The sequence below is a fragment of the Bacillus sp. UNC322MFChir4.1 genome (genome assembly GCF_000746135.1).
GTDB lineage: Bacteria > Bacillota > Bacilli > Bacillales > Bacillaceae_G > Bacillus_A.
Map to the genome: position 1 here is coordinate 76,304 of NZ_JQKQ01000022.1, position 26,136 is coordinate 102,439.

Below are 26,136 nucleotides of genomic sequence, written 5' to 3' on the forward strand. Positions count from 1 at the left end.
GAGAAGCATGGATAAAAATATTGAGTTACAGGAAGTGAAAGAACTTCAAAGTAGATTTCAAGCGAGTGCCACTGAGTTGGAGCAACATTTTGAGTCTTTAATGAAAAAAATAGATGATTTTAAGGAAATTAACTCTTTTCAAGGGGAAACGGCTAATAGCATTAAAGATTATTTATCTACGGTTCATGAAAGTGTTATTTCTATTTATGTAAAAGCAACTAATTTATTAAAAGAACAATTTCAAAAAACAATTGATGATTTCAATAATACGGTTGACAGTGATGCTGATGTGAAAATTTATGGAATTTACTTGGATGATGTAAAGAAAAAAATTAATGGATATAGTGAAGGATTTAACCAATCTAACAACGAAGCAACACAAACGGTGGGATCCATTAGTGACATCATTGCAATTCAATATCCATCATCATCAGGAATCACGGAAGGAGCTGTAAGAAGTCAAAAAGAAATCAGTGATACATTAGAAAAATTAGAAACTTATAACAGTCAACAAAATGACCTGCAAGCATTTCGTGAAATGATGAGTGGGTTAGATGATGGAATGAATCGAATACGAACTAATAGTGGAGATTTTTCTAGTGATTCAATAGGGAAAATTATGTCTGAAGATGGAGCATTTTTGGGATCAGTAATTGTTGCTGCAAAAGCTAATGTAGGCTATTTTAATAAAGGGAATAAATGGGGGAAAGGCTTAATATCTTCATACTTGCGCTTCCATTATATGAAAAAGAATTTAGGTTTTGGTGTGAAGTTTGACATTGTAGATGGTGATGGACAATTTTTATTAAAAACATTAAAACCGAAACAAATGGTAGAAGCTCTTGAATTTTTAAAGGCTGATAAAGATGAGGATCATATTTTTAAATTTTTCAAAGGTAAGGTAGAGGGGTATTTAACTGATTGGATGAGAGTAACTAATCCCAAAATAACAAATAAAGAAATAGAATCAGCAATAAAAGAGATTAATGAATTACCAGAATTTGAAGCGTATAAAGATTTTAAACTAGATTGGAAGAATAATGGACTCGCAAAAGCTGTTGGGACAAAATCTTGGAGTTCACTCAAAACAGAACTCGGAAAAGGTGTTAATGATTTAAAGCCTTGGAAATGGAAGGATACACTCAAAGAACTGGGTGGAGTAGGGAAAGTAATGAAAAGTGCTGGGATAGCTGGATCTGTTCTTTCAGTTGCAAATAATGTTGTAGAGGCTAGCAGAGATGGTTGGCAATTACATGACGCTTGGGATATAGCAACAGATTCAGCAGTAGATGTTGGAACAACTGCTGGGGCGGCTGCAGCTGGTGCCGTAGCGGGCTCATTTTTCCTTCCGCCTATTGGGACTGCAGTTGGAGCGGGTGTTGGAATAGTTGCTTCATTGGCAGTAAATACTGAATTTGGCATTTTGGGAGGAGAAAGTGTGGTTAGCAGTACAAAAAAAGGTATAAAATCGGTGACTAAGAAACTTGGATCTTTATTTGGGGTAGAATACTAATTCAGAGTGAAGGTGAAGGAATCAAATGTGGAACATAAAAGAAGAAGATTTAGATGAATTTAAAAGCACATGCAAGGATCGTTTAAGTCCCGATTGGGCTACAGGGTTTATGTTTGGAACGATGTTTTTTATTTCATTAATAATGTTTTTTCTTGTTGGAGGGTTAATAAGATTTGGTTGGGGTTACTATCCGACTCTCTTTGATAAAATAATTGTTAGCCTTGAGTTAGTGTTTTATAGTCTTCAAGTAATTTTTTTAATTATTTATTTGTTTCCCAAGATGCCATTTAAATTTCAGAAACTACAAACACTTGTGGTACTGTTATATGCATTTCAGCTTGGTACTATAACATTTACAATGCTGATAATCCCGGGAATATCAAATTATTCAATTGATCAAATTACATTAATGTATGTTGGGTTATTATTTTTAGGTGCAGTCATTGTTCATATTTTATCGACTATTGATACCTTTAGACAGGCAAGTGAGGGAGCATTTAGTGCGTTTTCATTTTTTAGTAAAACAAAGGCGAATGCAACTAAGTGTGCTGTAATTTATGCGTTAACTCTCCTCACTTTAATTTATGTGCATAATGATTATACGCCAAAGGTTTTAGGGTTGTATGCGGGCGGGACTCTAATAATGTACGCGGTAGCTATAGGTGCAGCTGAGTTCCAATTATTAGCCTATTGCAGATTTAAATTTCCATCATTTTATATTTCATGGGAAGAACATGAAAGAGAACGTCAGGAATTCAGAAAGCGTTATAAAGAGAGAGAAAAAGAGAAATCCAAAGAAATAAAATAAGTTTTACATCCTAAAAATTCAAATAGACTGCATTTACAGTTAATGACTGTTTATAAATTAATACCATGAAAAGGGGTAGATTTTGTGAAAGTTCAGCATAAAGCATTATCACTTTTGAATTTAATTAGTATTACTCAAATTGTAAAAAAAGAAGATTGGTTGATACCCGCTAAAGCACTTAGAAATCAAGTAGTTCATAATGGAATATATGCAGTAGGACCTGTTCTATATAAATATTCACCATTAGAAAATGAACCAGAATATGGGGAATATACGTATTGTATCCCTGTCAATGGAAGAGTTAGTTTAGATGAGAACTCTGCATATGAGTATTATGATGCTTTAATTATAAAGAATGCCCTATGTGTTCGATTTACAGATGAAGATGGGGACATTGAGGATGCTTATAACTTAATACATGAGGTTGCAGAGCAGCATCATATGAAATTAGATACTAGTTTTTATCACGTATGTTTAGATGTTTACGGTGATACATGGTTAGATATTTATGCTCCTATTATAGAAGTAGGTGAAACAGTAAAATGTTAATTGAAAAACAAAGCATTGCATATACAAATGTTGTTTCAAGAGAATATGTTTTTCATTACCCAGATATGAAAGAAGCAATTGAAGATTTTATGTCAGAAATTGCAAAAGCGAATTTAACTATAAAAGGTCCAATGTTTTATTCTTTAAAAAATATACCAAAAGATGGAAATATGTATATTGAATTATTTATGCCAGTAAATGAAGATGAAATTCCAGCATCAGAAACACTTCAATTTAGAAGCTATTACTATGTTGATGAGATGCTCATGAAACGATATACAGGAGATTATGAAAGATTAACAGAGCAGGTGTATGGTGAAATGCTCCAATATATGGAGGAGAATAATCTGAATTTAGCTTCGCCGATTTATCATGTGTTTAGCGGTGATGAGTCTTTACAGTATGTTGAAGTGAAGATTGCGGTATATAGTGAAGATTGATTTGAGCGTTATATCTTATTTGCTATTAACATAAAGGAATAGCAAATAAGATATAAAATATGATATCAAGAAAGCCTTCTCTTTTCGTTAGAATGAGAAGGTTTTTCGTTCGAATTAGGCTGTATCGGCAGTAGTTACGTCTTGTAATTTGGATACTTTGAAAAGTTTAATCAGTTGCATATAGCGTATCTCAATCTCCTGATACAATTTTGAAGATAGAATTAAAAATTATTCATAAGTTAATCTGTACAGAGAGGAAGGCGTTACTTTGAATAGAGATTCCAAAACTTTAAAAACAGAAAAAGGTTTTTTTAAAAGTACAATAGTACCTCTCTATAGAGTGGTAGAATTTGTAATGAAATATATAATGATTCTAATAATGATTATGGGGATTCTCGTAATAGTTGCTTCTATTTACTTTAAAACATATGAGAGTATAGGAGCGGGTGTATTCCTTTTCATCTCATCAGGATTAGCATATTTGGTGTTTTTTAGGGGAAATAAATAGAGCTAAATTAATATTGAATATAAAATTTGAAAGATTAACCGAGTATACATATGCTGAGATGATTTTTAGGATCTATTATATATTTAGCGGTGATGAAAGCCTGCAATGTATTGACGGGAAAAGTGCAGTATTTATTTAAGGATAATTTATCAGGATTATTATTTTAATTTTCGTAATAATAATTCTGCTATTATCTTAATTCGGAGTGGTTTCATGGGGTTATTTTCGAGAGAAAGAAAGGTGTTCTTCAAGCACAAATGTGCAGATGAAAATGGTGAGCTTATTAAGCAAAAAATATTGAGAAAAGTTTCAGACTCTGATTGTGTCATAACCGCCGAAATGATTGCGAATTTATCATCATATCCTGAATGTGGGGAAAAAATTCGTGAATTTTTACCTGTGCCAGGTTTATTCACAATGATTACGACCGATTATGCAAGATTTAATTTTTTTATTAAAGTATCAAAAACAACGAAAGTGCTGATTTACATTGTCCCGTCGGATGTAGAAAGGGGCTTACCGTTTTCAGATATTAAAGTAATTGGTTTTATATATAAGAAAAAGTCCACTGATCAAGAGATAGAAAAAATATCAGAGTGGATGTTAGAGTTTAAAACACTATGTGATCAAATGTCAAAACATAATGAGTTGCTGCAAAAGGGATAGTTTTGAATATGATAAGCATGTATCACAGCAAGGAAACCTTCTCTTTTCATCAAAATGAGGAGGTTTTTATTATGAATTTAAATGATTTAAGAGAATGTGGTCAAAGGTGGGACAATTAGATGTGGAAAATACAAGAGGAAGATTTAGATGGATTTAGACTGAAATGTAGAGGTCAGCTAGATCCTGAAAGTGTTACGGGATTTATGATAGGAACGATAATTTTTGTTTCATTAATAATGTTTTTCCTTATTGGTACTTTAGTGACATTTGGTTGGAACTATTATACTACTTCTTTTGAGAGAATGATTGTTAAAATTGAGCTTGTCCTATATAGCCTGCAAATCATCTTTTTGATTCTATATTCATTTCCGAAAGCACGTTTTAAATTTCAAAAGTTACAAACGCTTGTTGTATTATTATATGCATTTCAATTAGGAACGATAGTATTTACAATATTGATACTTCCTGGAATGACTGATTATTCAATTGATAAAATTACATTAATGTATGTAGGACTATTAGTTTTAGGAGCAGTAATTGTTCATATTGTGACTACGCTGGATACTTTTAAGCAGGCTAGCGAAGGTGCGTTTAGTCTGGATGAAAGATTCGCTTCGTTTTTTAGTAACACAAAATGGAATGCGATGATCGGGAGTGTAATATACGCATTAGTTCTTCTTGTTTTAATTTATTTTCACAATGATTATGAATTTGATACTTTAGCTATGTATGTGGTTGGGACTTTTATAATGTATACAGTAGCAATCAGTGCAGCGGAATTCCAATTATCAGCTTATTGTAAATTTAAATTTCCGTCATTTTATATTTCATGGGAAGAACATGAGAGAGAACGTCAGGAATTCATAAAGCTTTATAAAGAGAGGGAAAACGAAAGAGATGAAGGAATACACTGAGTCAAGCATGCACCAAATGCTAATTTGATGCATGCTGTAAACTTCGTTTGAAGATAGAATTAAAAAATTATCCATGAATTCATCTTCTATAGAGTGGAATGAAATACCTTGGGTAAAAAATCTTAAAACTTTAACAAAGGCAAAAGGTTTCTTTGGGCGGACAATCGTGTTTATCATTGCAGGGATTATAAGAATCATGGGTGTATTAGATGCATCTTGTTTTTAATCCCGTCAACACAAGCGTATAGGCACTATAGAAACAGAAAAAAGAATGAACTGAATACGTAATGTCGAAAACGCTTTCCCTTGCGCTACTCTTAGTTTGTCTATGAAAAAATAGTTACGATATTAATAAAACGAAAATAACAAAAGGGGTAAATCTGTGAAGAAAAAAGTTAAGGCAATACTTGTTATGACGATAACAGCGACTTTATTAGGTGGATGTAGTTTAGGAGGAACGAAAATTGAATATGAAAGATTAGTAAAGGCGTTAGATGAAGGGGATATGCAGACAGTAATGACTCCGAGTGATGAGGGGTATGCATATGTGCAAGAACAAGGTATATACAGTACGTATGAAGAAAAAGAAGATGGAGAGCACAGTAAAATAATCTATCAAACTACAGAAGGTGTGTATAATACGAAAGATAAAAGTCTATATGGAGACACAACGCAAAACATTGTTACTGATATAAAGAATGAAAAGGAAGCATGGACAAATAAAAATTACAAAAAGGAAAATGTATATAATACAAATATTCTGTATAAAAAGGGACAAGGGATAAGCTCGAATCAAAATCTAGATGTTTCAACTGTGAAATTCATTATAGATCGTTTACAAGGAATTGGAAAACTAAAACCTAAACATGATAGAGCCGGATTTGATGAGCCGAAAGGGGTTTACTATAGCTTAACAGAGTCACAATTTCAGGAAATAATTAATGATAAACTGCAATTGCAATATAATAAATTTGGAAGTGCAACTATTAGTTTAACTTTTGATCGAGCTAAAGATTATAAAGAAAATCCTATGGAAGTATCCGCAATAACAGTAGTAATTAATTATGACAAACAAAATGAAGAGGGGAAGATGTTATCAAAAATTCAACAAATATTGGTGAATTTTAGAGATAAAGAATACAATACTGAAAATGCGAAAACAAAGTATCTAGAGTATGAAAAACAATATAACAATTAAGCAAGCCTTCCTCCTTTCCTATATAGGAAAAGGAATGCTTCACTTTGCTGAAAAAAGATTATGTCGCTTAATTTGTATGTATGAAAATATGAAGGAAACAAGCGGAAGGAATCATCGCAATGGTTTTAAATGGCCAAAGTATTTCTAACATCAAGTATATAGGAGATAAACCATTTTTAGGAAAATACGAAGTGTACTTTTATGTAAAAGGAAGCATAAACAAACTGAGAATGCCAAGAGAGTAACAAAATGTAAAATTTACCTTGACGGTTACATGTGTTTACAACCACTATAATAATTTTATGATTAACGGAAAACTTACAAGGTGGTTTTGCTAAACCTTGTAGGAATTGTAGTAGAACGTTTTTAGATTTCTATAATATTGATTACTAGGAGGAATAAAAATGGAAATATCAAATAAGACAATAGAAGAATTAAAAAAAGCGGGATGGTATGAGGGTAGAAAAATAGACATATCGGAAAATGTAAAGTTTCTTGAAGAAAGAGGCTTTGAGGTTTTTGAAAGTGCAAAAACATTTATGGAGGAGTTTGGAGAATTACGAATCAATGTTAAAAAAATTCGTTCAGATGGGTCTAAGAAAATATGTAAACATACCACTTGCATTAAGGAAGTGATAGGTGTGTTAAATAGTTCGTTTTTTGGTTTAGAAGATTATATTGATGAAAAAGTTATTCCAATAGGTTCACTCTATAATTTTGAGATAAATTTATATATATCAGAATCAGGAAGAATATTTGAAGCAATAGGTTGGGCAGGGGATAATGCTTTAGAAGCATTGGATAATATTATTCTTGAAAAAGGAACAATGATTTGGAGTAAATTTAAAGGGTAATAATATTTTTTTCAATGCAAAATTATGCCCTAACCTACTGCATAACTGTAATTAAGCAGTGAGTAGGAGAGAAGGAGGTAGAGTGGTAGATAAAATTAAAAAGTGATTTTAAGTTGATGAAACTAAAAAATAGTTTAAAAATGCTCTGCCACTTAATCACCTTTTGCTCTAAATGAAAGATGTAATGAAAAGAAAAAACTTATATTATAACTAGCAATAGAACCAATGTTTCTAATGGAAGAAGCGTTGGTTCTATTGTTATACAAAGAAATTGAAAGGAATAATAACAATGTATTTGGATGTAGCAAGAAAAATAGATACGATATGCACAAACATAAAAAAACTGCAGAAAATCTAGATTCAAAGCTACGACCACTAGCAGCTTGGGACGTACCTGTAGAGGTAAAATTAAAGATTGATACAGCGACAGAAAAAAAGGCAGAGTGAATAGAAGGAAAGTGTTGCTTAATTTTATAATCTCAAAAGGAGTGAATGATATGAATGATGTAATGAAACAGGCAATAACTCGTATTTCCCAGATTACATGGGGAGCCTCTGAAGTAAAAAAGAAATCTAGTGAACTTTTAATCGCTGAGTATTTGAGAAGGGGCTCATTGTTTTTAGAAGTTTATCCATTTGAATGTGGACCATTTTTTAGCCCCGCAAAAGTGTTAGATATTAATCTGGATTTCGAGGATGTTATTACAAGTATTTTTACTGAGCCAGGTAAACCAAATTTATTATGTAAAACAATTTGTCTGCGTTACTTAGAATGGGTTGCCCTAGTTGAGAATGGAAAGATACTTAACGGTGATTTTCAAGACGTTTATGAACCATTAATAAAGTACTTTGAAAGGGGAGGTACTCTTAGAATTGATAAGGGTATCTATTTAGACTATGGATTTGGAGCATTTCCTATAGATAATTGGCGGGAACGATATGTAAGGTTACAAGCGGCTGATATTTCAGATGAAAATTTAGATAATATTGATATTGAGAATAATTGAACGGATTATGATTTACGTTTACAGACTTTGCAATAAGATCGTAAAATACAACCAACAAACCAAACGCTCAACAATTTGCTAATTACTTGATACATTTCCAAAGGCTTATTCTAACTTGAACGATAAGAAGGAATGCACTTTTTTACATGTAATCAAACTGCGATCTAGATACAACCTAAAATATGGACTAACATTGGATGGTGATTTCCTTGTTAGTCTTTTTTTATGCTCAAAAATAATAAAGGAAGGAATAAATGTAATGATAATAATAGTAAGGAAATTCAACACATACATAATTGAAGATGAGAATAGTTCTTTTTCCGCATGAGTGATTTTTTCAGTGCTCTTGCATTGTTCTTGTTTTATTTTCTTTAGCAACCATTGATGTGATGATAATTTAAAACAGGCGAAGGATTTGCTGACAGAATGGGTGCAAAATGTGGAAAGATAGTTAGAGGAGAAACTCGAAAATCTTTCGCAGAATATGGATATTTAGATGGGTACTTAACTTGTGGTGAAGCATCAAACGGAATGAAGTTTATAGGATATTTTAGGGATGAGGAAATTACAAACTTCCAGCCAGTAATTAGTTTTGATTAAGATATATGTTAGGAGAATGTTTATGAACGAAAAAAAGATTATGAATGATGAATGGAATAAGAATTTTATTAGAGGGATTTTTATTAATAAATCAAGAATAATAAAATGTATAAATGTAATTTTAACAAAAGAAGAAGTTATTTTTGATGATGTTTGTATGATAGCTACTTACAGTACCTATGATGACGGTGATTCTGAAAGATGTGAGATGGATGAAGTTGTATTAAGTGTGGAATTTTCTGGTTATCCAGAAGAGATATCATGTTTAAAATATAAAGAGTTTTTTAAATTAATAGAGTATGGTTTAGAAGAGAAGATTTCTAGATTTAAGGAGTCAGAAAAAGAAGAAATCTTAAAAGAGCTTGAAAAAGCAAGGAGTTTAATTGGGTAGTTTTTAGTTTTGATTACAATATTAAAGTTGTCAATAATAATAGCTAAATTATATTGACTCCATTCAGGGTGGTGAAGACTATACATGATAAAGTTTATGAAACAAATTACAATTGAAGCAAGAACAACAATTTATTTGATAATAGCAGAAAAAATGTTTCGAAAAATAAATAAAAATGATGAAAAATATACGTATGGTAGAGAAGCACTAGATAAGTGTTGGCAATGGGTTGAGTGTAAAGGTATATTGGCAGATGATTTATATGAATTAATTGATAGCAGAGATTGTTATGATATAACTGAATTTGCAGAAGATGAAGATGATATGAATAGGGCAGAAGTCTGGTATGCTCTCGTAGATGCTGTTTCCTATACTATTTGGCAAGCATATAAAAATGAAAATGCAAAGTATGTACCTCAAGCGATTGAGATAATTAAGGATGAATTAATTGAAGATTTAATTCAACATACAACTGATACCGGTTTCTTTTATGTTGAATGTATCGAAAAGTTAAGAAACTATTTATTAGAAAATTATCTTGTTGATAGTGCTTGGGAAAGTGGGGCCATTACTAAAGAAGAAATAATGAAAATGGTAGATGATAATTAATTATTCGGTACTGGATTGAAAATGAAATTGGTTTATTAGAGGAAATATATAAGCAAGAAGTTAAAGAATTGATGAAGGCCACAGGATAAGAGGGGTGGTTTTATGAAATTATCGGATATTACAATGGAAAAACTAACAAATGCGGGATGGTATGAAGGTAGAAAGATTGATATACAAGATATAAAAGATTTATTTAAGGAAAGAGGAATTGATTTATTTGAAACTGCAGAAAAATTTCTAACTGAATTTGCAATGCTAGAAATTACTTTTCAAGATCCTAATTCATCATTTGATATGGAAGAATACATTCACTTTAATCCTAAATGGTCCGTTGGAGATTGTTTAGATGGTGAATATTTTCAGGATTTAGTAGAAGAGCATAATGATGAAATTAGAGAAAAAGTAATTCCAGTTGGAGAAACAGATAGAGGCAATTTAATTTTATTAATTACACCGAGCGAAAAATACTATGGATATACTGATGGATGTTTAGTTAAATTTGGCGATCATACAGAAGAGATGCTAGAGTGTTTATGTCTTCCTAAGGTACCTAAAACGTTTTGGTAATGACATATAATAGAAGTTATTAATTGAAACTTGCTGCAAGAACATAAATAAACTAATGCTCTAGGGTATATATATAAATTGAGAAATGTTAGGATCATTACAGATTAATTTTATTAAGGATAGAGGATATATGAAACAAGATTCTTTAGTGCAATACGAATATGAATTTCCTAACGAATATACTGATGAACTAGTAGAGCGGATAGGCGAAATAATGGGAATTCCCGTTGATTTAACAAGAGAAAATAAGCTGGGGTACATACAAGATTATGAATCTGAAACAGAGATGATTCGTTTAATAAAGAGTCTTAAAGAACCAAAAAGCCTTATTTTGATTAAATTTAATAAAAAAGATTGGTACTACGCAATTGTGATAAGATGCCTAGAAAACATACATCAAGAAGTTAAACAAGTTTTGCTTGACGTGAATGAACAAATTATAGAAGAGTACGGTGATACACCTTATAAAAAAATCGAAAATGTTATATCTAATAAGGATACATTACTAGATAAGATTCTGGAAAGATATAATTTTTCTATTGATTAAAGAGTGTGCCAGTCGAGTCCTTCAAGAATTTTGTTTAAACGGATCTAATGGATATTTTCCAAAGATAAAAAACGTTTACATCTTAGAATGTAGATTTTTAAATACAATTAACAACCAAAACGTTAGAAAACTGATAAACATACTTGATGAAATTTCAAAGGCTCATTCCAACTTGAAGGTGAAGAGGAATGAGTCTTTTATATGTCAAAAATCAAAAGAAGAAAGGGAAATGGTAAAATAAGTTAAACGGAAAAGGTAGACATAGAGTATGAGAAGTTAAAGGAAAACATGATTAATATCTTCATTTCCAACAATTTGTTTACGACCACCATGATAAATTTATGATTAGAAAGGAAAACTTACGAGGTGGTTTTGCTGAAACTTGTAATAATTATAATAGAATGTTTATAGGATTTTATAACATTGATTACTAGGAGGAATGAAAATGGAAATATCAAATAAGACAATAGAAGAATTAAAAAAAGCGGGATGGTATGAGGGTAGAAAAATAGACATATCAGAAAATGTAAAGTTTCTTGAAGAAAGAGGATTTGAAGTTTTTGAAAGTGCCAAAAAATTTATGGAGGAGTTTGGAGAATTACGAATCAATGTTGAAAAGATTCGGCGAGATGGGTCTAAGCAAATATCTAAACATACCACTTGCATTAAGGGAGTAATAGGTGTGTTAAATAGTACGTGTTTTGGTTTAGAGGATTATATTGATGAAAAAGTTATTCCTATAGGTTCACTATCTGATTTCGGATTAAACTTATACATATCAGAATCAGGAAGACTATTTAAATCAACTGGATGGGTAGGAGATAATGCTTTGGAGGCATTTGATCATATCATTCTTGGAAAAGGAACAGTGATTTGGGATAAATTTGAAGGGTAATAATAATTTTTCAATGTAAAATTATGTCCTAATCTACTACATAATTGTAATGAAGTGGTGATTAGGGGGGGGGAGTGAAAATATTTCACTGAATATTGAGAAGAAAATACCTGTAGAAACTGCACCAGCGCCTGAGAAAAAGCCGGTGCAGTTTTTTGAGAGGTTCATTCAGTACAAATTAGTGGTGATGGAATGATACATGTATTAATTAAGGGTTCTAATTTGATTTTAGGTTTGATGACAGCTAAGCGTTCACAATGTTTCCTTAATGACATTAGAAAGAGAGACGGATACATTATAGAATTCGAAGTGGATAATTGGTTTCATGAAATGGTTATGGATATAGGAAATCACCGTTAAATCAAGATTTAACAGCTCCTAAAATAGTTGTTCAAATCATGGCCAGAATTTACTAGCATTTCATCTGAACTTCCACCAATTTAAAATAAAGTGAAACTTCCATCAGTGGGGGGCTTCATCCCCCACTGATGGTTAGTTGAACCAATCAGGTTTTTACGGGCAGTTATTCCCCACCTATCTTCTTCGATTCTCTCCCACTCTTGAGGTGAAGGTCTTACTACCCGTTAATGCGGGATAAATTTTTTGAAGAACTAGTATATAATTCTAAAATATTGAATGAGGGGAGTACTTATATGTATCTACAACCTGAAGGTTATGAGAATATAGTTATTTTGGTCAAAGACAATGAAGAATATGAATATTATGTTTCAGACAAGGAATTATGGATTCTTGATTTAAGAAAATTAGAAGAAGCATTTAAAAAGAGTGGATATAACGTAAGTAGCTTTGAAGACGAAAGAACTGGATTTGATATTTTGACAAGAGAACAGTACGGTATATACAAAAATAAAATAGAGAAGTATAAGGTGAGTTATAATGAATTGAAAGATTATTATGAACTATTTCGATTAACACAACAACCTGAAGATGATATTCGTGAAATTTTACCTACATTTTGTATTGATTTTGATAAAAATATATTTTATTCATTTTACACAGAACCGGGTTCATATGAAGAGTATATTCCAGATGGATGGCAAGGATATTTGGTAGATGGTTGCGACAAAGTAATACCTAGTAGTGTAGCGTATTGGAGGGAATAATAAATGAAAAAGAACATGCAATTGTTAGAGGAGAGTTATATTGATTCAAAAACTGGTAATGTAGCAACAAAACTTGGATGGGTTATGGCTAATTAAGAGGGAGATATAATAAAGTATGAGTGACTATACTATTTATAAAAATAATTTGTATAGATTAAATGTATCGGATAATAAACTGAAGCTTATAAGTAATTCAAATGAATCTATAAAATATGGATTTAAAGAATTAAAATTTGAACAAGGATTCGTTTCAAAAGTGATATATATAAAAGAGGTTGATATTAATGAAGTAGAGATGGCTTATAAATTGAAATACAAGGTAATATATAAAGAAAAAGAATTTGTTCCATGGGCAATAGGTAAGTTTTTACTAGAAATAAATAAAATTTCGCTAGGTACCAATGATGAGAAAGAAGCTAGAAATTATGGATTTGAAAAGATGGAACAGTTTGTTTTTAAAAAAGAGGTTCCAATAGATGAAGTAGATGCCCTAATAGAAATTAAGGAGCCTATCTTAAAATTCCGGGATATGGATGAAGAATTTACTAGAATTGAACAAAAGGATATAAGAAGTTATTTAAAGAACCTTTTAGAATAGATTATATTTAATTGTATCTTATGAAAGAAATAGATTAATAAAAAGAACTTTGAGAATATGTATGAAAAAGATGACTTCGGTATTTCGAAGTCATTTTCCTTAGTGTCTATGGAATTGAAGAGTGATTCATTGGAAGATAAGAGAAGTGTGTCTAGCAATATATATTATTGAGAGTAGTTTAATGGACATTGATATATAAGATGAGATGCCTTTAACGCTGTAAATGCTTATTTATTGATGGTTCAACATTCTATTGAACGTGCCAATAAAAATAAGGACCCGGATCTGGACGATGTGATTATGAGAGAAATGATAGATGCAGGGATTTCGCCAGAACAAATAGGAGTGTTTGCTTATTGGATTGCTAGATCAGCTATTAACGCAGTTCTTTATCGTTTATCTGATCCATGTGGTGGAGATTATGATTTACCTAACGAGGGAGAGGAACTACCGGTTTGGAGGTTAGAGGAATTCAGTAAATCTCATAATGAGAAGTCATTCAGCATAGAACGTACAGGGCGGTCGTTACTTGAATTACATAATATTTTTCCATTCCATAATCCAGGTGAAAAATAAGGATGGCTTTCTAAAGATGTACTTTTGACTACTCTACTTATTTGAATGGAAATTTAAAGGAGAGAAGTGCCAGGGGGTCAGAAGTTAATTGGTAGAACTTAGAATGATGATAAACAGTTATTTTGTCATTTAATAAACCAGCTCAAGACAAGGGTTGGGAATAAAAGAAAACGCGTCTTTATTCAAGGCGTGTTTTCTTTTATATTTTTGCTTCATCTGTAACACATAATCCCCTGCAATGATAAGTCCAATTTCCAAAAGAACATTACCCTCTTTTTGTTAGTTATGTATAATGATAGGGGGGGATTTGTATGAATTATAAAAAAACAATAGTAAGCGCAATGCTAGCAGCTTCGTTATTTACATTATCTGCTTGTAAGGAAAAAGAAGTAGTAAAGTCAGTAGAGAAGAAAGAAGAGTCTCAAAAAGAACATGTGGCATCTGATAAAACAGAGAAAGTCACTACAGAAAAAGAAAAACAAAATGTACAAAAGAAAGAAGAAGGACAAATTGGTATACAAACAACAGTAGAAGAACTCCAGCAACATATTGATAAACGTGGTTACATACTGTACACTGATCATCCGATTCGCCGTGTTACAAGTGAAAATAATCGAACGACTGATATATCTAATTATGGTGATTTGGTTATTAACATTCGTACAGAAGAACCACTTGAAAATTTATCATCAAATTTGGTGAAAGAAGGATATGCATTTATAACCGTGCAACAAGATTCTTCTTTTCAATATAAATCATGGGATGAAATAACAAATTTAGAAAGAGCACTTGTAAAAGTAGTATATGCATCACTTCCTGTATTTCGTGTGCTGGAAACTCCTGCGAGAAAGGGAGATTTCTCAAATACCGCTGAGATTACAGAGGCACTTACATACCTTCGAAAAGGTGGAGAGTTTGATTATATGGCTCCTGTCGCCCAAGGTGAAGTAGACCAAGGGCTATTTCAAAAGAATGACAAACTGAAAAAAAGTTGGAGTAAGTTAGCAAACATAGAGAACCCTAAAGAGAATAAAACAGCCTTTTCCCAAGCATATGAGGAGGCGCGACAAGAGACAAATAATATGATAGGCCTTCTAAACATTTTATTATCTAAAAATTATAAGGATCGTCTGGCGCAACTTCCTAGTAAATAGGATGATAAGAAAGTTGAACAATTTTTTATATGTAAGGTAAATAGCCACAAAAATAGGTACTCATGTGAGTATCTATTTTCTTGTTTATCAGATTTAGAAAATTAATAATAGTTGTATTTGTTATAATTGTTTCGAAAAGGTAGGTAAGTGTAGTTTATATTTTGTTCTGCACAGCAGCTACTTATATGTTGAAAAAATAAAATGGATTTATATGCTTTAACTGTACTTTAAAATTAAATTAATAACACTCAAAATTAGAAAGTAGGTAGTAAATGGATGTTAAAAATGAAGGAAGAGGATTTAGATTTTTTCGAAATAGCAAATAGAAATCGATTTCGTCCTGATAATGTACAAATCTTTTTTTTGGGGGTTTTTATATATACTTCTATACCGATGTTTATTGTGTTTTTAGGTTTTTTGCTGAGTGGTGATAAGATTTTTTTAAGCCCTTTTGAGAAGAAAGTTCTACTAACTGAGCTAAATTTATACGTTTTGGAATTCGTTTTTTTAATGCTATACATGTCTCCGAAGGTTGCTTTTAAATTACAGAAACTCCAAGCCATCGTGATGTTATTTTATTCTTTTCAGATAGCAACCTTACCATTTATGGTTATGGTGGTTGGAGGAATATTTGATTTTCCATATAACAATAAGACACTGGGTTATATTGGTTTAATACTATTGGGGGCAATATGTATTCACATTGTAGAAACAATTGATGTTTTTAAACGGGCAAAACATGGAGGATATAAGTTGGAAGGAGGGGCTGTCTCGTTTTTTACTAAAGCGACATCATATTTATGGACTGGCATGATAATCTATGTAGTGGTTCTACTTGTATTAATTTTTATAAACATTAATTATGCATTTGATAACATGGAGTTTTATGTTATACAAACAATAATATTATATATATTTGCTATTGAATCGGCAGAATTTGTCTTATTGGCATATTGTCGATTCAAATTCCCATCATTCAATATTACATGGGAAGAGCATGAAAAAAGAAGACAGGAAAGGCTAAAGTTGTATAAAAAGAGGGAAAAGAAAAAGAAGAAGAAAAATATATCAGTGGAGAGTATGCAAAGAAAAACCAAAAAGAAAAGCAAGAAACATATATACATAATGTTATTCATTCTTTTAATCATTGTTCCCACTGTAGGTCAAGGGCTAATAGACCGACAACTACTTAGAAACGGTGAACATAAACAAGCGGTCATGATAAATAAAACAATATACCAAGATACAATCTTTAGGAAAAACTGTCTTAGAATCATGGTAGACGGAAAACTGGAAGAGATATACGTAGGAGACAGAACGTTTAAGAAAGCAGAAATGGGAGACATATTCGAAGTCATTAAATACAAGGGGAAAATTGAAGTAAATCCTAAGTACGACTATAACGAGTAATATGTGTAGAGGTAATAAAGTTGCTTAATAATGAAGGCTATACGAAAAATAAAACTGTTGCTTTGAAATAAAGTTTGATTAAAAGCATCTTAATAAAGTGAAACTTCCATCAGTGTGGGTCTTACTGCCCACGAATAGCGGGATAAATCTGAGGGCATTAAAAAAGTCCATTGAAAGAGAAAAGAAGATCATCAACTACTATATCGTTGATGATCTTCTTTTGTTTTTTATATAGTATCATAGTTTCTATTACACTTTTTGTCTCATTTTTAACAGATAACCTCCTGCAATAATAAATCCGATTCCAAAAAGAAGTAAGGACGGAAATTGCATTCCGGTAGATGGGAGGTACCTTCTATTCTTACTTATAGGTTTATCTATAAATTGTTGCGTATTTGTTGAAATTTCATTATTTGGAGTTTGTGGTTGATTTGGTGTCCCTGGTGTTCCTGATGTTTGCTTTTTCTGATTCTTCACTGTATGTTTAATAATTTGCCCATCTTCTTTAATTTCAAAAGAGAAGGTTTCATCGTTAATGACATAGCCATCAGGAGCTAAGGTTTCTTTAAAGGTGTATTTGCCGTAAGGAAGTTTAAATGTGGCAGTACCGTTTTTATCGGTTTTCCCTTTTGCCACTTCTTTTCCTTGCATATCATAGATCGTGAACTCAGCATTCGGAAGTTTCGTGTCGTTATTTGCACTGTCAACTTTTGAGATAATGAATTCTCCAGAAATCTTTTTATCGTTTACTGTATGTTTAATAATTTGCCCATCTTCTTTAATCTCAAAAGAGAAAGTTTCCTCGTTAATAACATAGCCATCAGGAGCTAAAGTTTCTTTGTAGGTATATTTGCCATAAGGAAGTTTAAATGTGGCAGTACCGTTTTTATCGGTTTTCCCTTTTGCCACTTCTTTTCCTTGTATATCATAGATCGTGAACTCAGCATTTGGAAGTTTCTTATTGTTATCTGCACTGTCGACTTTTGATACTTCTAGTTGTCCTTGTATATTTTCATTTCTAACTTCTAATAAAGCAGTTTCACCTGTTTTTATTTCAATTTTTTTAGCTGTATTATCTAATATATAGCCATCAGGCGCTTGAATTTCTTTTACGATGTAAGTTCCAATCGGAAGTTGATGCAATTCAGCGATGCCTTGCTCATTTGTAGTGATATTTTTTTTGATATCACTTTTTTCACTTGAAACTTCAAATACAGCACCTTTTAAAGGTTGTTTCTTTTCTCCTAATTTCATAATTTGTAAAGATCCTAGTGTTTCCCAATTTACGACTAAATCTGTACTCATGTTTTCGCTATTTCTTTGTAGTAATACGCCTATATTTTGAACAATTTTTCCTCCATCAAAGGCAATTGCTTGTAAATTCGTTAATGTTGATTTTAATTTGAATTTGAAAGCTCCACTAGGTGTATTTTTAGGAATCAAAATTTTAAATTTTTCATTGATAGAAAATGTAGTTTTCTGTTGCCCCTTTTCATTTAAGATTTGGGTTCCTTGAGGTGCATTTTCAGTTTGAACTGTATATGTTCCAGAAATTGCGTTTGTTTGAATGGTATATAGACCTGTTTCTAAATAGTCTCCATGTTGTTTTGCGGTTTGGGAATCAGCGGGGGTTACATTAAAAACAATCTTTTGTGTTTCTGACTCATCTTTAGATTTTTCGACTAATTGTTTCATAAGAGTATGTACGTTTTGATTTTGGGGTACTAGATCATCTACTTGTAATTGTCCCATAGCAATCCATATCGCTAATTGGGTGGCGTAATGTGCTTCTGCGATGGTAGATACACCTAATTCGGCAAGACTTTTTTGTGGATATCCGTGTAAGAGTATACGATATACTGGATCACTTGCGTTCCCCATTTCTGGTAAATCCTCACCGTTAGGGGTACGTAAGCCTAGTATTAAACAATAGGCGACATTTCCTGATCCAGTTTTGAATAATGCCGCTTTAACTTCTTTGCCTGTTGATTTACTATAACTCCAATTCATTTGATAGTTTTCCCGATGAATAACTTCGGCCTTGACTTGTGGAACAGAAACTCCTAGCAACATAATAAGCACACTGAACATGCAAACCCATTTTGCTAACATTTTTTGTTTCATTTCATTCTCCACCACCATTTATCAAATTTTATGGATAGAAAATCTTATACTTTTATTGTACTTGTTGTTCGGAAAAGAGAATAGGTGGTTTTTTTGTAAGTTTTTGTAATTTTCTGAAATAGGAAAATGTCGTGAAGATGACCCTAGTATTCTGTTAAAAAAGTGTTTTCAGTATATGAAAGCACCTTTTGTTAACATAAAACCAATGCATCACAGAATCTTTAAAAGTTCCTTCAGAAGAACCGAAGGAACTTTCCGTTCACATAACCAGTGTGATCAGAGGTCAATGTTGTCGTTAGTTTGGATTCGGCTTTTGTATAATTGACGAAATTTGATGAAAGAAATAATCCTCCAAGGTAAAATATATCCCAGCGCTACAGTTATAAATAATGCTGCTTCTGTTTCTGGACCTAGCCATTTTAAATAATCACGAAGTAAAAATCGGATAATAAATACGATGAGAAAGGTGATGATAAAGCTCTTGTTTCTTACAGCATAAATATGCTGATCGGATCGGAGTTCATAGTTAGTGGTCCAAATAAGTGGAATTGACAAAAGGCCCCCCAAGATAGCTGCACAAATCCACCACCAGGCAGCAGCATGTACATTTGGATTCAGGATTATGGGAATACTAGGTAATAGTAGAAATAATATGGGTATGAGAAGACGGATTCCGTTTCCTTTAATCGGACGATACATGGCCCTAGTTCTGCGCCATAAGACTAACGCAGCAACTATAATCACAATCGAGTAAAATGAAGAAGGATTCATAATTTCACCTCTATACATAGTGTGCTTCAATTATTTATATGGGAATTACAAATGGTTGAGCACTAGTATTCGTTTTAATTGGAACATTTTGAAGTTATGATGGATACCAATAAAGTGAACTTCTATCAGTGGAGGTCTTACTGTCCAAAAATAGAAGTATTTAAGTAATGTAGCGAAGTTCCATAAAATTCGGCTTAATATTTTCGAAAGATTCAGAAAAAGCACCTTAAATAAGGTGCTTTTCTCACTTTGTTAAAAAAAATATATTTATTATCTCATTTTTAATGTGTAACCTCCAGCAATGATAAGTCCAATTCCTAAAAGAGGTAAGAATGGGAACTTTGATCCAGTAGATGGTAGAGATTTTGTGTTCTTACTCACAGTTTTCTCTATATGCTGTGGGTCTGCTGTAATTTTCTTAACCAGAGTTTTTGCTTGCTTTTGTTTTATTGTACTTACAGTTTTCGCTACAGGCTGTGGGTCTGCTGTAATTTTCTTAACTAGAGTTTCTGATTGTATTGTACTCACAGTTTTCGCTACAAGCTGTGGGTCTACTGTAATTTCGTATTCCAAAGTTTCTGATGGATCTGGTACTTCGGATATTGGTTTCTTCTGATTTTCCACTATATGTTTAACAATTTGCCCATCTTCATTTATTTCAAAAGAGACAGTATTTTCGCTAAGTATGTATCCTTCTGGAGCTAATGTTTCTTTATATGTATATGTTCCATAAGGTAGTTTGAATGCGATAACACCGTTTGCATCTGTTTTACCTTTAGCGACTTCATTACCTTGTTTATTGTATATAGTAAATTCAGCATTTGAAAGCATCTTATCGTGATCTGCAAAGTCCACTTTTGAGATTTCTAGTTCACCTTGCATCTGTTTATTTTCCACTTCTAATAAAGCGCTTTCATTTGTTTTTACATTCACTTTTTTAACTGTAGGATCTAGTACATATCCCTCTGGAGCTTGAATTTCTTTTACGCTGTAAGTGCCGATAGGAAGTTGATGTAATTCAGCAACGCCTGTATGATCAGAGATAATATTTGTTTTGATATCACCTTTTTCATTGGACACTTCAAACACAGCACCTTGTAAAGGTTGTTTATTTTCATCGAACTTCATAATTTTTAAAGATCCTAGCATTTCTTTTGGTACTTCAGGTACTGGTTTCTTTTTATTTTCCACTTCTAATAAAGCGCTTTCATTCACTTGTACGTTAACCTTTTTAATTGTAGGATCTAGTACATATCCCTCTGGAGCTTGAATTTCTTTTACGCTGTAAGTGCCGATAGGAAGTTGATGTAATTCAGCAACGCCTGTATGATCAGAGGTAATATTTGTTTTGATATCACCTTTTTCATTGGACACTTCAAACACAGCACCTTGTAAAGGCAGTTTATTTTCATCAAATTTCATAATTTTTAAAGATCCTAGCTCTTCTTTTTGTGTCTCAGGTACTGGTGTCTCTTTATTTTCCACTGTATGTTTAATAATTTGACCATCTTCTTTTATTTCAAAAGAGAAAGTATCGTTACTGAGTATGTATCCTTCTGGAGCTAATGTTTCTTTATATGTATATGTTCCGTAAGGTAGTTTGAATGTGATAACACCGTTTACATCTGTTTTACCTTTAGAAACTTCATTACCTTGTTTATTGTATATAGTAAATTCAGCATTTGAAAGCTTCTTATTGTGATCTGCAAAGTCCACTTTTGAGATTTCTAGTTCACCTTGCATTTGTTTATTTTCCACCCCTAATAAAACGCTTTCATTTGTTTGTACATCAACTTTTTTAACTGTAGGATCTAGTACATATCCTTCTGGAGCTTGAATTTCTTTTACGTTGTAAGTACCGATAGGAAGTTGATGTAATTCCGCAACGCCTGTATGATCAGAGGTAATATTTGTTTTGATATCACCTTTTTCATTGGACACTTCAAATACAGCACCTTGTAAAGGTTGTTTATTTTCGTCGAATTTCATAACTTTTAAAGATCCTAGTGTTTCCCATTTTACTACTAATTCTGTACTTATTTCTTCTTTACTTCTTTCTAATAATGTAGCTGTATTTTGGATACGTCGTTTTCCATCAAGAGTAATTGCCTGTAAATTTGTTAGTGTTGATTTTATTTTGAACTTAAAGTCTCCGCTAGCTGTATTTTTAGGAATCAAAATCTTGAATTTTTCATTAATAGAAAATGTAGTTTTCTTTTCCCCGTTTTCATTTAAGAGTTGAATTCCTGCAGGTGCATTTTCACCTTCAATTGTATATGTTCCAGAAACAGCATTTGTTTGAATTGTATATAAATCTGTTTCTAAATAGTCTCCATTTTGTTTTACGTTTTGTGAATCAGGAGAAGTTACATTGAAAAATACGTCTTGGGATTCTTTCCCATTCTTAGATTTTTCGACTAACTGTTGCATAAGAGTATGTACCTGTTGATTTTGTGGTACTAATTCATCTATTTGTAATTGTCCAAGAGTAATCCATACCGCTAATTGTGTTGCGTAATATGCTTCTTCTGGTGTAGATACACCTAATTCGGCTGGACTTTTTTGTGGATATCCGTTTAGTAGTACACGATATACCGCGTCGGTTGCTCTCCCCATTTCAGGTAAATCCTGTCCATTAGGAGAAGGTAGGTTTAGTGATAAACAATATTGGATACTCCCTGATGCTCCTTTAAGCATTCCCGCTATAATTTCTCGATTTTTTGATTTACTATAACTCCACTTTATTTGATATTTTTCTTTATGTACAACTTCAGCTTTTGCTTGTGGAACAGAAACTCCTAACAATATAATAAGCACACTTAACATAGAGATCCATTTTGCTAACATTTTTTGTTTCATTTCTTCATCCACCACCATTTATCAAAGTTTTATGAAAAAGATTTAATAATTTGAAAATTTGTAATAATTTAACCCTATTGTAAATGATATTACAAAAAAAAAGAATAGATATTTCGGGTTAATTTTGTCATTTTTTTGAAAATTTAAGATGCAAGTATTTGATAAAAATTAAACTAGTATGATAAGTTGCATCTTCTTGAATAAAGTTAAACTTTGTGTATTTATTTATACAGAGAACTGTTTGTACATAAAAGTAAAACTTTACAAGTAAATAGGAAAATATGTATATGCAGAATTACATATTTTATTATAAATGCTATTGTAGAAAAAGGATAGATATTTTTTGACTAAATAATTGTCATTTTTGCGAAAATTTAAGATGCAGTTGTTAATAATAATTAAAATAGCATTATAAGTTGCATCCTTTTGAATAAAGTTAAACTTTGTGTATTTGTTTATAAAGAGAACTGTTGGTACATAAAAGTGTATCTTTACAAGCAAATAGAAAAATATGTATATGTAAAATTACATATTTTATTATAAATGCTATTGTAGAAAAAGAATAGATGTTTTTGAATAAAATATTGTCATTTTTCCGAAAATTTACATTACGGTTGTTTAGTGAAAAATAAAATTGTATAGAAAAATGAAATTTTATTCATTTTGTTTTTGTGGTAAATATTGTTATTTGCAGGTGGGCTTAATGTAATCATCATGTAAAGAATATAGATGTTTTATGAATGATAAATATGCTTCAGAAGAATGGAACACAATTAGGCAAAGAGCTAGTATTTGCTATAGGAGTAAGAGATAGATAATATGAAAGTAACGCTAGTTATACGTAAAGGAAAAGGATTAGAGCTATATGTTAGCTTTCTATTCTTTGAAAGGAGAACATGATATGGAAACAATGCCGAATTGGCTTATGCAACGTGCTTTTTTAACGCCGGATCGCACCGCAATTGAAATGAAGGATCGTACGTATACGTTTTTACAACTTCATGAAGAGGTTCTTTCAATGTGTGAACATCTTGCTTATTTGCAAGTGAAAAAGGGGACAAAAGTGGCTGTTCTGATGAAAAATAGTATGGAGATGGTGATCGTGATTCATGCTCTTTCTTATGTAGGGGCAGTCGCTGTGTTGCTGAATACACGTCTTTCAAGAGAAGAGCTACTTTGGCAAATGGAGGACGCAGAGGTGTCTTGTTTGCTTACAGATGAAGAGTTTGAGGGAGCAGAGGTGCCTGTATACTTATTTACAGATCTTGTAGAATTGCCGAAAGAAAAAGCAACTGTGCAAAGTGAGTTTGCGTTAGAAGAGACGATGACGATTATTTATACGTCAGGTACGACAGGAAAACCAAAAGGCGTGATGATTACGTACGGGAATCATTGGTGGAGTGCAGTTGGTTCTTCGCTAAATTTAGGGCTTCGTGATGATGATTGCTGGCTAGCATGTTTACCGCTTTTTCATGTGGGCGGGTTATCACTGTTAATGAAAAATATGATGTACGGTATGAGGGTGTTACTTGTTCCGAAGTATGATCCGGATTTTATTCATGAAGCGCTGCAAACGAGAGGCGTAACGATGATTTCTGTTGTATCTAAAATGCTGACAGACTTGTTAGAACGGCTGCAAGAAGATACGTATCCGACGTCTCTTCGCTGCGTATTGCTTGGCGGAGGGCCAGCTCCAAGACCGCTTTTGGAAACGTGCGTTACAAAAGGGCTTCCAGTGTATCAAACGTATGGTATGACGGAGACGTCTTCGCAAATTTGTACGTTGGCCGCTGATTATATGTTAACGAAAGTTGGTTCAGCTGGAAAACCGTTATTTCCTTGTCATATTCGTATTGAGCAAGATGGAAGGGAAGTTAGTGTAGGAACGGCCGGGGAAATTGTTGTGAAGGGGCCGAATGTAACGAGTGGTTATTTTAAACGTGAAGAGGCGACGAAAGCGAGTATTCATGATGGCTGGTTACATACTGGGGATATTGGTTACTTAGATGAAGATGGTTTTCTTTATGTGCTAGATCGCCGCAGTGATTTAATTATTTCCGGCGGAGAGAACATATATCCAGCGCAAATTGAGGAAGTCTTGCTAGCCCATCCTGCTGTTTTGGAAGCGGGAGTTGTTGGAGTGGGTGATGAGAGATGGGGCCAAGTTCCTGTTGCATTTGTTGTGAAATCAACAGATGTAGCGGCAGAGGAATTGCTTGCTTTTTGCGCGGAGAAACTTGCACGGTATAAAGTGCCAAAAGCGGTTCATTTTCTTTCTGATATGCCGCGGGGTGCCTCCAAGAAATTATTGCGCCGTGAACTGCGACAGTTGGCGGAGGAAATGTAAATGTATATAAAAAAGGCGATTCTTTATGTAACAAAAATGCCGCTCGTTATTCCGTTTGCTGCAAGTTACGGGACGTATGAAAAGCGCGAAAGTATTGTGATTGAATTGATAGATGAAGAAGGGCGAAGCGGCTTTGGCGAAGTGGTTGCTTTTTCAGAACCGTGGTATACAGAAGAAACAGTCGTAACGGCGTTTCATATGCTGCAAGACTTTTTGTTGCCGGTACTATTTGAGCAGAAGCTTTCTCATCCTTCTGATGTTATGTCTCTTTTTCAGCATATAAAGCGCAATAATATGGCAAAAGCAGGAATCGAGGCCGCATTATGGGATTTGTATGCAAGGCGTGAGAATCAATCGCTTGCTGCGCTACTTGGCGGTGTAAAAGAGGAGATTGAAGTTGGTGTCGTGATCGGTCTGGATACCATTCCTAATATGTTAACACGAATTGAAACATATGCTGAAGAAGGATATAAACGGTTTAAAGTGAAAATCAAACCAGATAATGACTATGCTTTGCTTCACGAAATTCGCAAAGCGTTTCCGACGATTCCATTGATGGCAGATGCCAATTCTGCCTATACATTGGCGGATGTGAAGCAGTTACAAAGGTTGGACGAATTTCAGTTAATGATGATTGAACAGCCGTTAGCAGATAACGATTTTCTTGATCATGCTCATTTGCAGCAGCAAATGGAAACAAGCATTTGCTTAGATGAAAGCATTCATAGTTTAGAAGATGCAAGGATGGCGATAAGACTTGGGAGCTGCCGCATCATTAACATTAAACCTGGACGAGTTGGCGGGTTAACAGAATCCATTCGTATTCATGATTATTGTCAGCAGCATCGCATTCCTGTTTGGTGCGGAGGTATGGTGGAAATGGGGATATCCAGGGCACAAAATATCGCGCTCGCATCACTTCCGAATTTTACAATACCCGGTGATATTTCCGCTTCTAGCAGGCATTGGGAGCAAGATATTATCTCGCCGGAAGTCACATTACAACATGGAAAAGTCATAGTTCCTAAGCAAGCTGGGTTTGGTTATAACATAAACCGGGCAAGACTAGAAGAAATAACGAAGCAATGCATTGTATGTGAGAGGTGA

25 protein-coding genes and 1 pseudogene are annotated in these 26,136 nt (G+C 32.9%); 23 read left to right on the top strand and 3 right to left on the bottom strand.

Annotated elements, in window-relative coordinates:
- Positions 1 to 7 precede the first annotated feature (7 nt).
- The 21 genes and pseudogenes from BR72_RS09995 to BR72_RS10100 all read left to right on the top strand — a co-directional run.
- Positions 8 to 1,513, top strand: coding sequence for a T7SS effector LXG polymorphic toxin (locus tag BR72_RS09995; protein WP_035432542.1), 1,506 nt, complete (start codon positions 8 to 10; stop codon positions 1,511 to 1,513).
- Positions 1,514 to 1,538: 25 nt separating this feature from the next.
- Entirely contained in the window at positions 1,539 to 2,321 is a 783-nt protein-coding gene (locus BR72_RS10000) for a hypothetical protein (protein ID WP_035432545.1), read from the top strand.
- A gap of 84 nt (positions 2,322 to 2,405) precedes the next feature.
- Positions 2,406 to 2,870, top strand: coding sequence for a DUF5085 family protein (locus tag BR72_RS10005; RefSeq protein ID WP_035432547.1), 465 nt, complete (start codon positions 2,406 to 2,408; stop codon positions 2,868 to 2,870).
- On the top strand, positions 2,864 to 3,310 hold the full coding sequence (locus tag BR72_RS10010) for a DUF5085 family protein (protein ID WP_035432549.1): 447 nt from the start codon (positions 2,864 to 2,866) through the stop codon (positions 3,308 to 3,310). The genes BR72_RS10005 and BR72_RS10010 overlap by 7 nt, the downstream gene beginning before the upstream one ends.
- Before the next feature lie 721 nt (positions 3,311 to 4,031).
- On the top strand, positions 4,032 to 4,484 hold the full coding sequence (locus BR72_RS10020) for a hypothetical protein (protein ID WP_035432554.1): 453 nt from the start codon (positions 4,032 to 4,034) through the stop codon (positions 4,482 to 4,484).
- Positions 4,485 to 4,603: 119 nt separating this feature from the next.
- Entirely contained in the window at positions 4,604 to 5,398 is a 795-nt protein-coding gene (locus tag BR72_RS10025) for a hypothetical protein (RefSeq protein WP_035432556.1), read from the top strand.
- A gap of 412 nt (positions 5,399 to 5,810) precedes the next feature.
- The gene (locus BR72_RS10030; RefSeq protein WP_035432624.1) at positions 5,811 to 6,596 is read left to right on the top strand and encodes a DUF3952 domain-containing protein; all 786 of its coding nucleotides are present in this window, start codon (positions 5,811 to 5,813) and stop codon (positions 6,594 to 6,596) included.
- Between the two features lie 404 nt (positions 6,597 to 7,000).
- A complete protein-coding gene (locus BR72_RS10035; protein WP_035432558.1) occupies positions 7,001 to 7,450 on the top strand; it encodes an SUKH-3 domain-containing protein in 450 nt (149 codons plus the stop codon).
- Between the two features lie 234 nt (positions 7,451 to 7,684).
- A complete protein-coding gene (locus tag BR72_RS10040; RefSeq protein ID WP_156107931.1) occupies positions 7,685 to 7,897 on the top strand; it encodes a hypothetical protein in 213 nt (70 codons plus the stop codon).
- A 50-nt stretch (positions 7,898 to 7,947) separates the two neighbouring features.
- Complete coding sequence (locus BR72_RS27065; protein WP_231559700.1) at positions 7,948 to 8,457, top strand: hypothetical protein; 510 nt, start codon at positions 7,948 to 7,950, stop codon at positions 8,455 to 8,457.
- Positions 8,458 to 8,883: 426 nt separating this feature from the next.
- A complete protein-coding gene (locus BR72_RS26380; RefSeq protein ID WP_156107932.1) occupies positions 8,884 to 9,057 on the top strand; it encodes a hypothetical protein in 174 nt (57 codons plus the stop codon).
- 22 nt (positions 9,058 to 9,079) lie between these two features.
- Entirely contained in the window at positions 9,080 to 9,448 is a 369-nt protein-coding gene (locus BR72_RS10055) for a hypothetical protein (protein ID WP_035432562.1), read from the top strand.
- A gap of 96 nt (positions 9,449 to 9,544) precedes the next feature.
- Complete coding sequence (locus BR72_RS10060; RefSeq protein WP_197059938.1) at positions 9,545 to 10,057, top strand: Imm6 family immunity protein; 513 nt, start codon at positions 9,545 to 9,547, stop codon at positions 10,055 to 10,057.
- A gap of 102 nt (positions 10,058 to 10,159) precedes the next feature.
- Positions 10,160 to 10,624 carry an SUKH-3 domain-containing protein gene (locus tag BR72_RS10065; RefSeq protein ID WP_035432567.1) on the top strand — a complete coding sequence of 155 codons (465 nt, stop codon included), beginning with the start codon at positions 10,160 to 10,162 and terminating at the stop codon, positions 10,622 to 10,624.
- A gap of 130 nt (positions 10,625 to 10,754) precedes the next feature.
- The gene (locus BR72_RS10070; protein ID WP_035432569.1) at positions 10,755 to 11,171 is read left to right on the top strand and encodes a hypothetical protein; all 417 of its coding nucleotides are present in this window, start codon (positions 10,755 to 10,757) and stop codon (positions 11,169 to 11,171) included.
- Between the two features lie 445 nt (positions 11,172 to 11,616).
- On the top strand, positions 11,617 to 12,066 hold the full coding sequence (locus tag BR72_RS10075) for an SUKH-3 domain-containing protein (RefSeq protein ID WP_035432572.1): 450 nt from the start codon (positions 11,617 to 11,619) through the stop codon (positions 12,064 to 12,066).
- Between the two features lie 653 nt (positions 12,067 to 12,719).
- Positions 12,720 to 13,190, top strand: a complete 471-nt coding sequence (locus tag BR72_RS10080) for a hypothetical protein (protein WP_051957284.1) — start codon at positions 12,720 to 12,722, stop codon at positions 13,188 to 13,190.
- A gap of 115 nt (positions 13,191 to 13,305) precedes the next feature.
- A complete protein-coding gene (locus BR72_RS10085) occupies positions 13,306 to 13,788 on the top strand; it encodes a hypothetical protein (protein WP_035432574.1) in 483 nt (160 codons plus the stop codon).
- Positions 13,789 to 14,088: 300 nt separating this feature from the next.
- Complete coding sequence (locus tag BR72_RS10090) at positions 14,089 to 14,364, top strand: hypothetical protein (RefSeq protein ID WP_231559701.1); 276 nt, start codon at positions 14,089 to 14,091, stop codon at positions 14,362 to 14,364.
- Between the two features lie 311 nt (positions 14,365 to 14,675).
- Complete coding sequence (locus BR72_RS10095) at positions 14,676 to 15,518, top strand: hypothetical protein (protein WP_035432575.1); 843 nt, start codon at positions 14,676 to 14,678, stop codon at positions 15,516 to 15,518.
- A 276-nt stretch (positions 15,519 to 15,794) separates the two neighbouring features.
- A pseudogene (locus tag BR72_RS10100) lies at positions 15,795 to 16,583 on the top strand (hypothetical protein); the annotation flags it as partial.
- A 594-nt stretch (positions 16,584 to 17,177) separates the two neighbouring features.
- Here the strand turns inward: BR72_RS10100 and BR72_RS10105 are convergent.
- The 3 genes from BR72_RS10105 to BR72_RS10115 form a co-directional block, all read right to left on the bottom strand.
- On the bottom strand, positions 17,178 to 19,052 hold the full coding sequence (locus BR72_RS10105) for a thioester domain-containing protein (protein ID WP_035432577.1): 1,875 nt from the start codon (positions 19,050 to 19,052) through the stop codon (positions 17,178 to 17,180).
- Between the two features lie 276 nt (positions 19,053 to 19,328).
- Positions 19,329 to 19,823 (bottom strand): CcdC protein domain-containing protein, encoded by a 495-nt coding sequence (locus BR72_RS10110; RefSeq protein ID WP_035432579.1) that lies wholly within the window; start codon positions 19,821 to 19,823, stop codon positions 19,329 to 19,331.
- Between the two features lie 270 nt (positions 19,824 to 20,093).
- The gene (locus tag BR72_RS10115; protein ID WP_051957285.1) at positions 20,094 to 22,682 is read right to left on the bottom strand and encodes a SpaA isopeptide-forming pilin-related protein; all 2,589 of its coding nucleotides are present in this window, start codon (positions 22,680 to 22,682) and stop codon (positions 20,094 to 20,096) included.
- A 901-nt stretch (positions 22,683 to 23,583) separates the two neighbouring features.
- On the opposite strand from BR72_RS10115, the gene BR72_RS10120 reads away from it, so the two are divergent.
- Together BR72_RS10120 and menC are read left to right on the top strand one after the other, a co-directional pair.
- On the top strand, positions 23,584 to 25,029 hold the full coding sequence (locus BR72_RS10120; protein ID WP_035432581.1) for an o-succinylbenzoate--CoA ligase: 1,446 nt from the start codon (positions 23,584 to 23,586) through the stop codon (positions 25,027 to 25,029).
- Positions 25,030 to 26,136: an o-succinylbenzoate synthase gene (gene menC / locus BR72_RS10125; protein ID WP_035432583.1), complete on the top strand. Its 1,107-nt coding sequence runs from the start codon at positions 25,030 to 25,032 to the stop codon at positions 26,134 to 26,136.

Bases quoted from the DNA above. Each gene is read 5' to 3' on its own strand.
- BR72_RS10035 (WP_035432558.1), top strand. From the start codon at position 7,001: ATGGAAATATCAAATAAGACAATAGAAGAATTAAAAAAAGCGGGATGG.
- BR72_RS26380 (WP_156107932.1), top strand. From the start codon at position 8,884: ATGGGTGCAAAATGTGGAAAGATAGTTAGAGGAGAAACTCGAAAATCT.
- BR72_RS10115 (WP_051957285.1), bottom strand. From the start codon at position 22,682: ATGAAACAAAAAATGTTAGCAAAATGGATCTCTATGTTAAGTGTGCTT.
- BR72_RS09995 (WP_035432542.1), top strand. From the start codon at position 8: ATGGATAAAAATATTGAGTTACAGGAAGTGAAAGAACTTCAAAGTAGA.
- BR72_RS10090 (WP_231559701.1), top strand. From the start codon at position 14,089: ATGAGAGAAATGATAGATGCAGGGATTTCGCCAGAACAAATAGGAGTG.
- BR72_RS10020 (WP_035432554.1), top strand. From the start codon at position 4,032: ATGGGGTTATTTTCGAGAGAAAGAAAGGTGTTCTTCAAGCACAAATGT.
- BR72_RS10095 (WP_035432575.1), top strand. From the start codon at position 14,676: ATGAATTATAAAAAAACAATAGTAAGCGCAATGCTAGCAGCTTCGTTA.
- BR72_RS10065 (WP_035432567.1), top strand. From the start codon at position 10,160: ATGAAATTATCGGATATTACAATGGAAAAACTAACAAATGCGGGATGG.
- BR72_RS10110 (WP_035432579.1), bottom strand. From the start codon at position 19,823: ATGAATCCTTCTTCATTTTACTCGATTGTGATTATAGTTGCTGCGTTA.
- BR72_RS10000 (WP_035432545.1), top strand. From the start codon at position 1,539: ATGTGGAACATAAAAGAAGAAGATTTAGATGAATTTAAAAGCACATGC.
- BR72_RS10070 (WP_035432569.1), top strand. From the start codon at position 10,755: ATGAAACAAGATTCTTTAGTGCAATACGAATATGAATTTCCTAACGAA.
- BR72_RS10030 (WP_035432624.1), top strand. From the start codon at position 5,811: ATGACGATAACAGCGACTTTATTAGGTGGATGTAGTTTAGGAGGAACG.
- BR72_RS10055 (WP_035432562.1), top strand. From the start codon at position 9,080: ATGAACGAAAAAAAGATTATGAATGATGAATGGAATAAGAATTTTATT.
- BR72_RS10025 (WP_035432556.1), top strand. From the start codon at position 4,604: ATGTGGAAAATACAAGAGGAAGATTTAGATGGATTTAGACTGAAATGT.
- BR72_RS10060 (WP_197059938.1), top strand. From the start codon at position 9,545: ATGAAACAAATTACAATTGAAGCAAGAACAACAATTTATTTGATAATA.
- BR72_RS10085 (WP_035432574.1), top strand. From the start codon at position 13,306: ATGAGTGACTATACTATTTATAAAAATAATTTGTATAGATTAAATGTA.
- BR72_RS10120 (WP_035432581.1), top strand. From the start codon at position 23,584: ATGGAAACAATGCCGAATTGGCTTATGCAACGTGCTTTTTTAACGCCG.
- menC (WP_035432583.1), top strand. From the start codon at position 25,030: ATGTATATAAAAAAGGCGATTCTTTATGTAACAAAAATGCCGCTCGTT.
- BR72_RS10075 (WP_035432572.1), top strand. From the start codon at position 11,617: ATGGAAATATCAAATAAGACAATAGAAGAATTAAAAAAAGCGGGATGG.
- BR72_RS27065 (WP_231559700.1), top strand. From the start codon at position 7,948: ATGAATGATGTAATGAAACAGGCAATAACTCGTATTTCCCAGATTACA.
- BR72_RS10040 (WP_156107931.1), top strand. From the start codon at position 7,685: ATGGAAGAAGCGTTGGTTCTATTGTTATACAAAGAAATTGAAAGGAAT.
- BR72_RS10010 (WP_035432549.1), top strand. From the start codon at position 2,864: ATGTTAATTGAAAAACAAAGCATTGCATATACAAATGTTGTTTCAAGA.
- BR72_RS10105 (WP_035432577.1), bottom strand. From the start codon at position 19,052: ATGAAACAAAAAATGTTAGCAAAATGGGTTTGCATGTTCAGTGTGCTT.
- BR72_RS10080 (WP_051957284.1), top strand. From the start codon at position 12,720: ATGTATCTACAACCTGAAGGTTATGAGAATATAGTTATTTTGGTCAAA.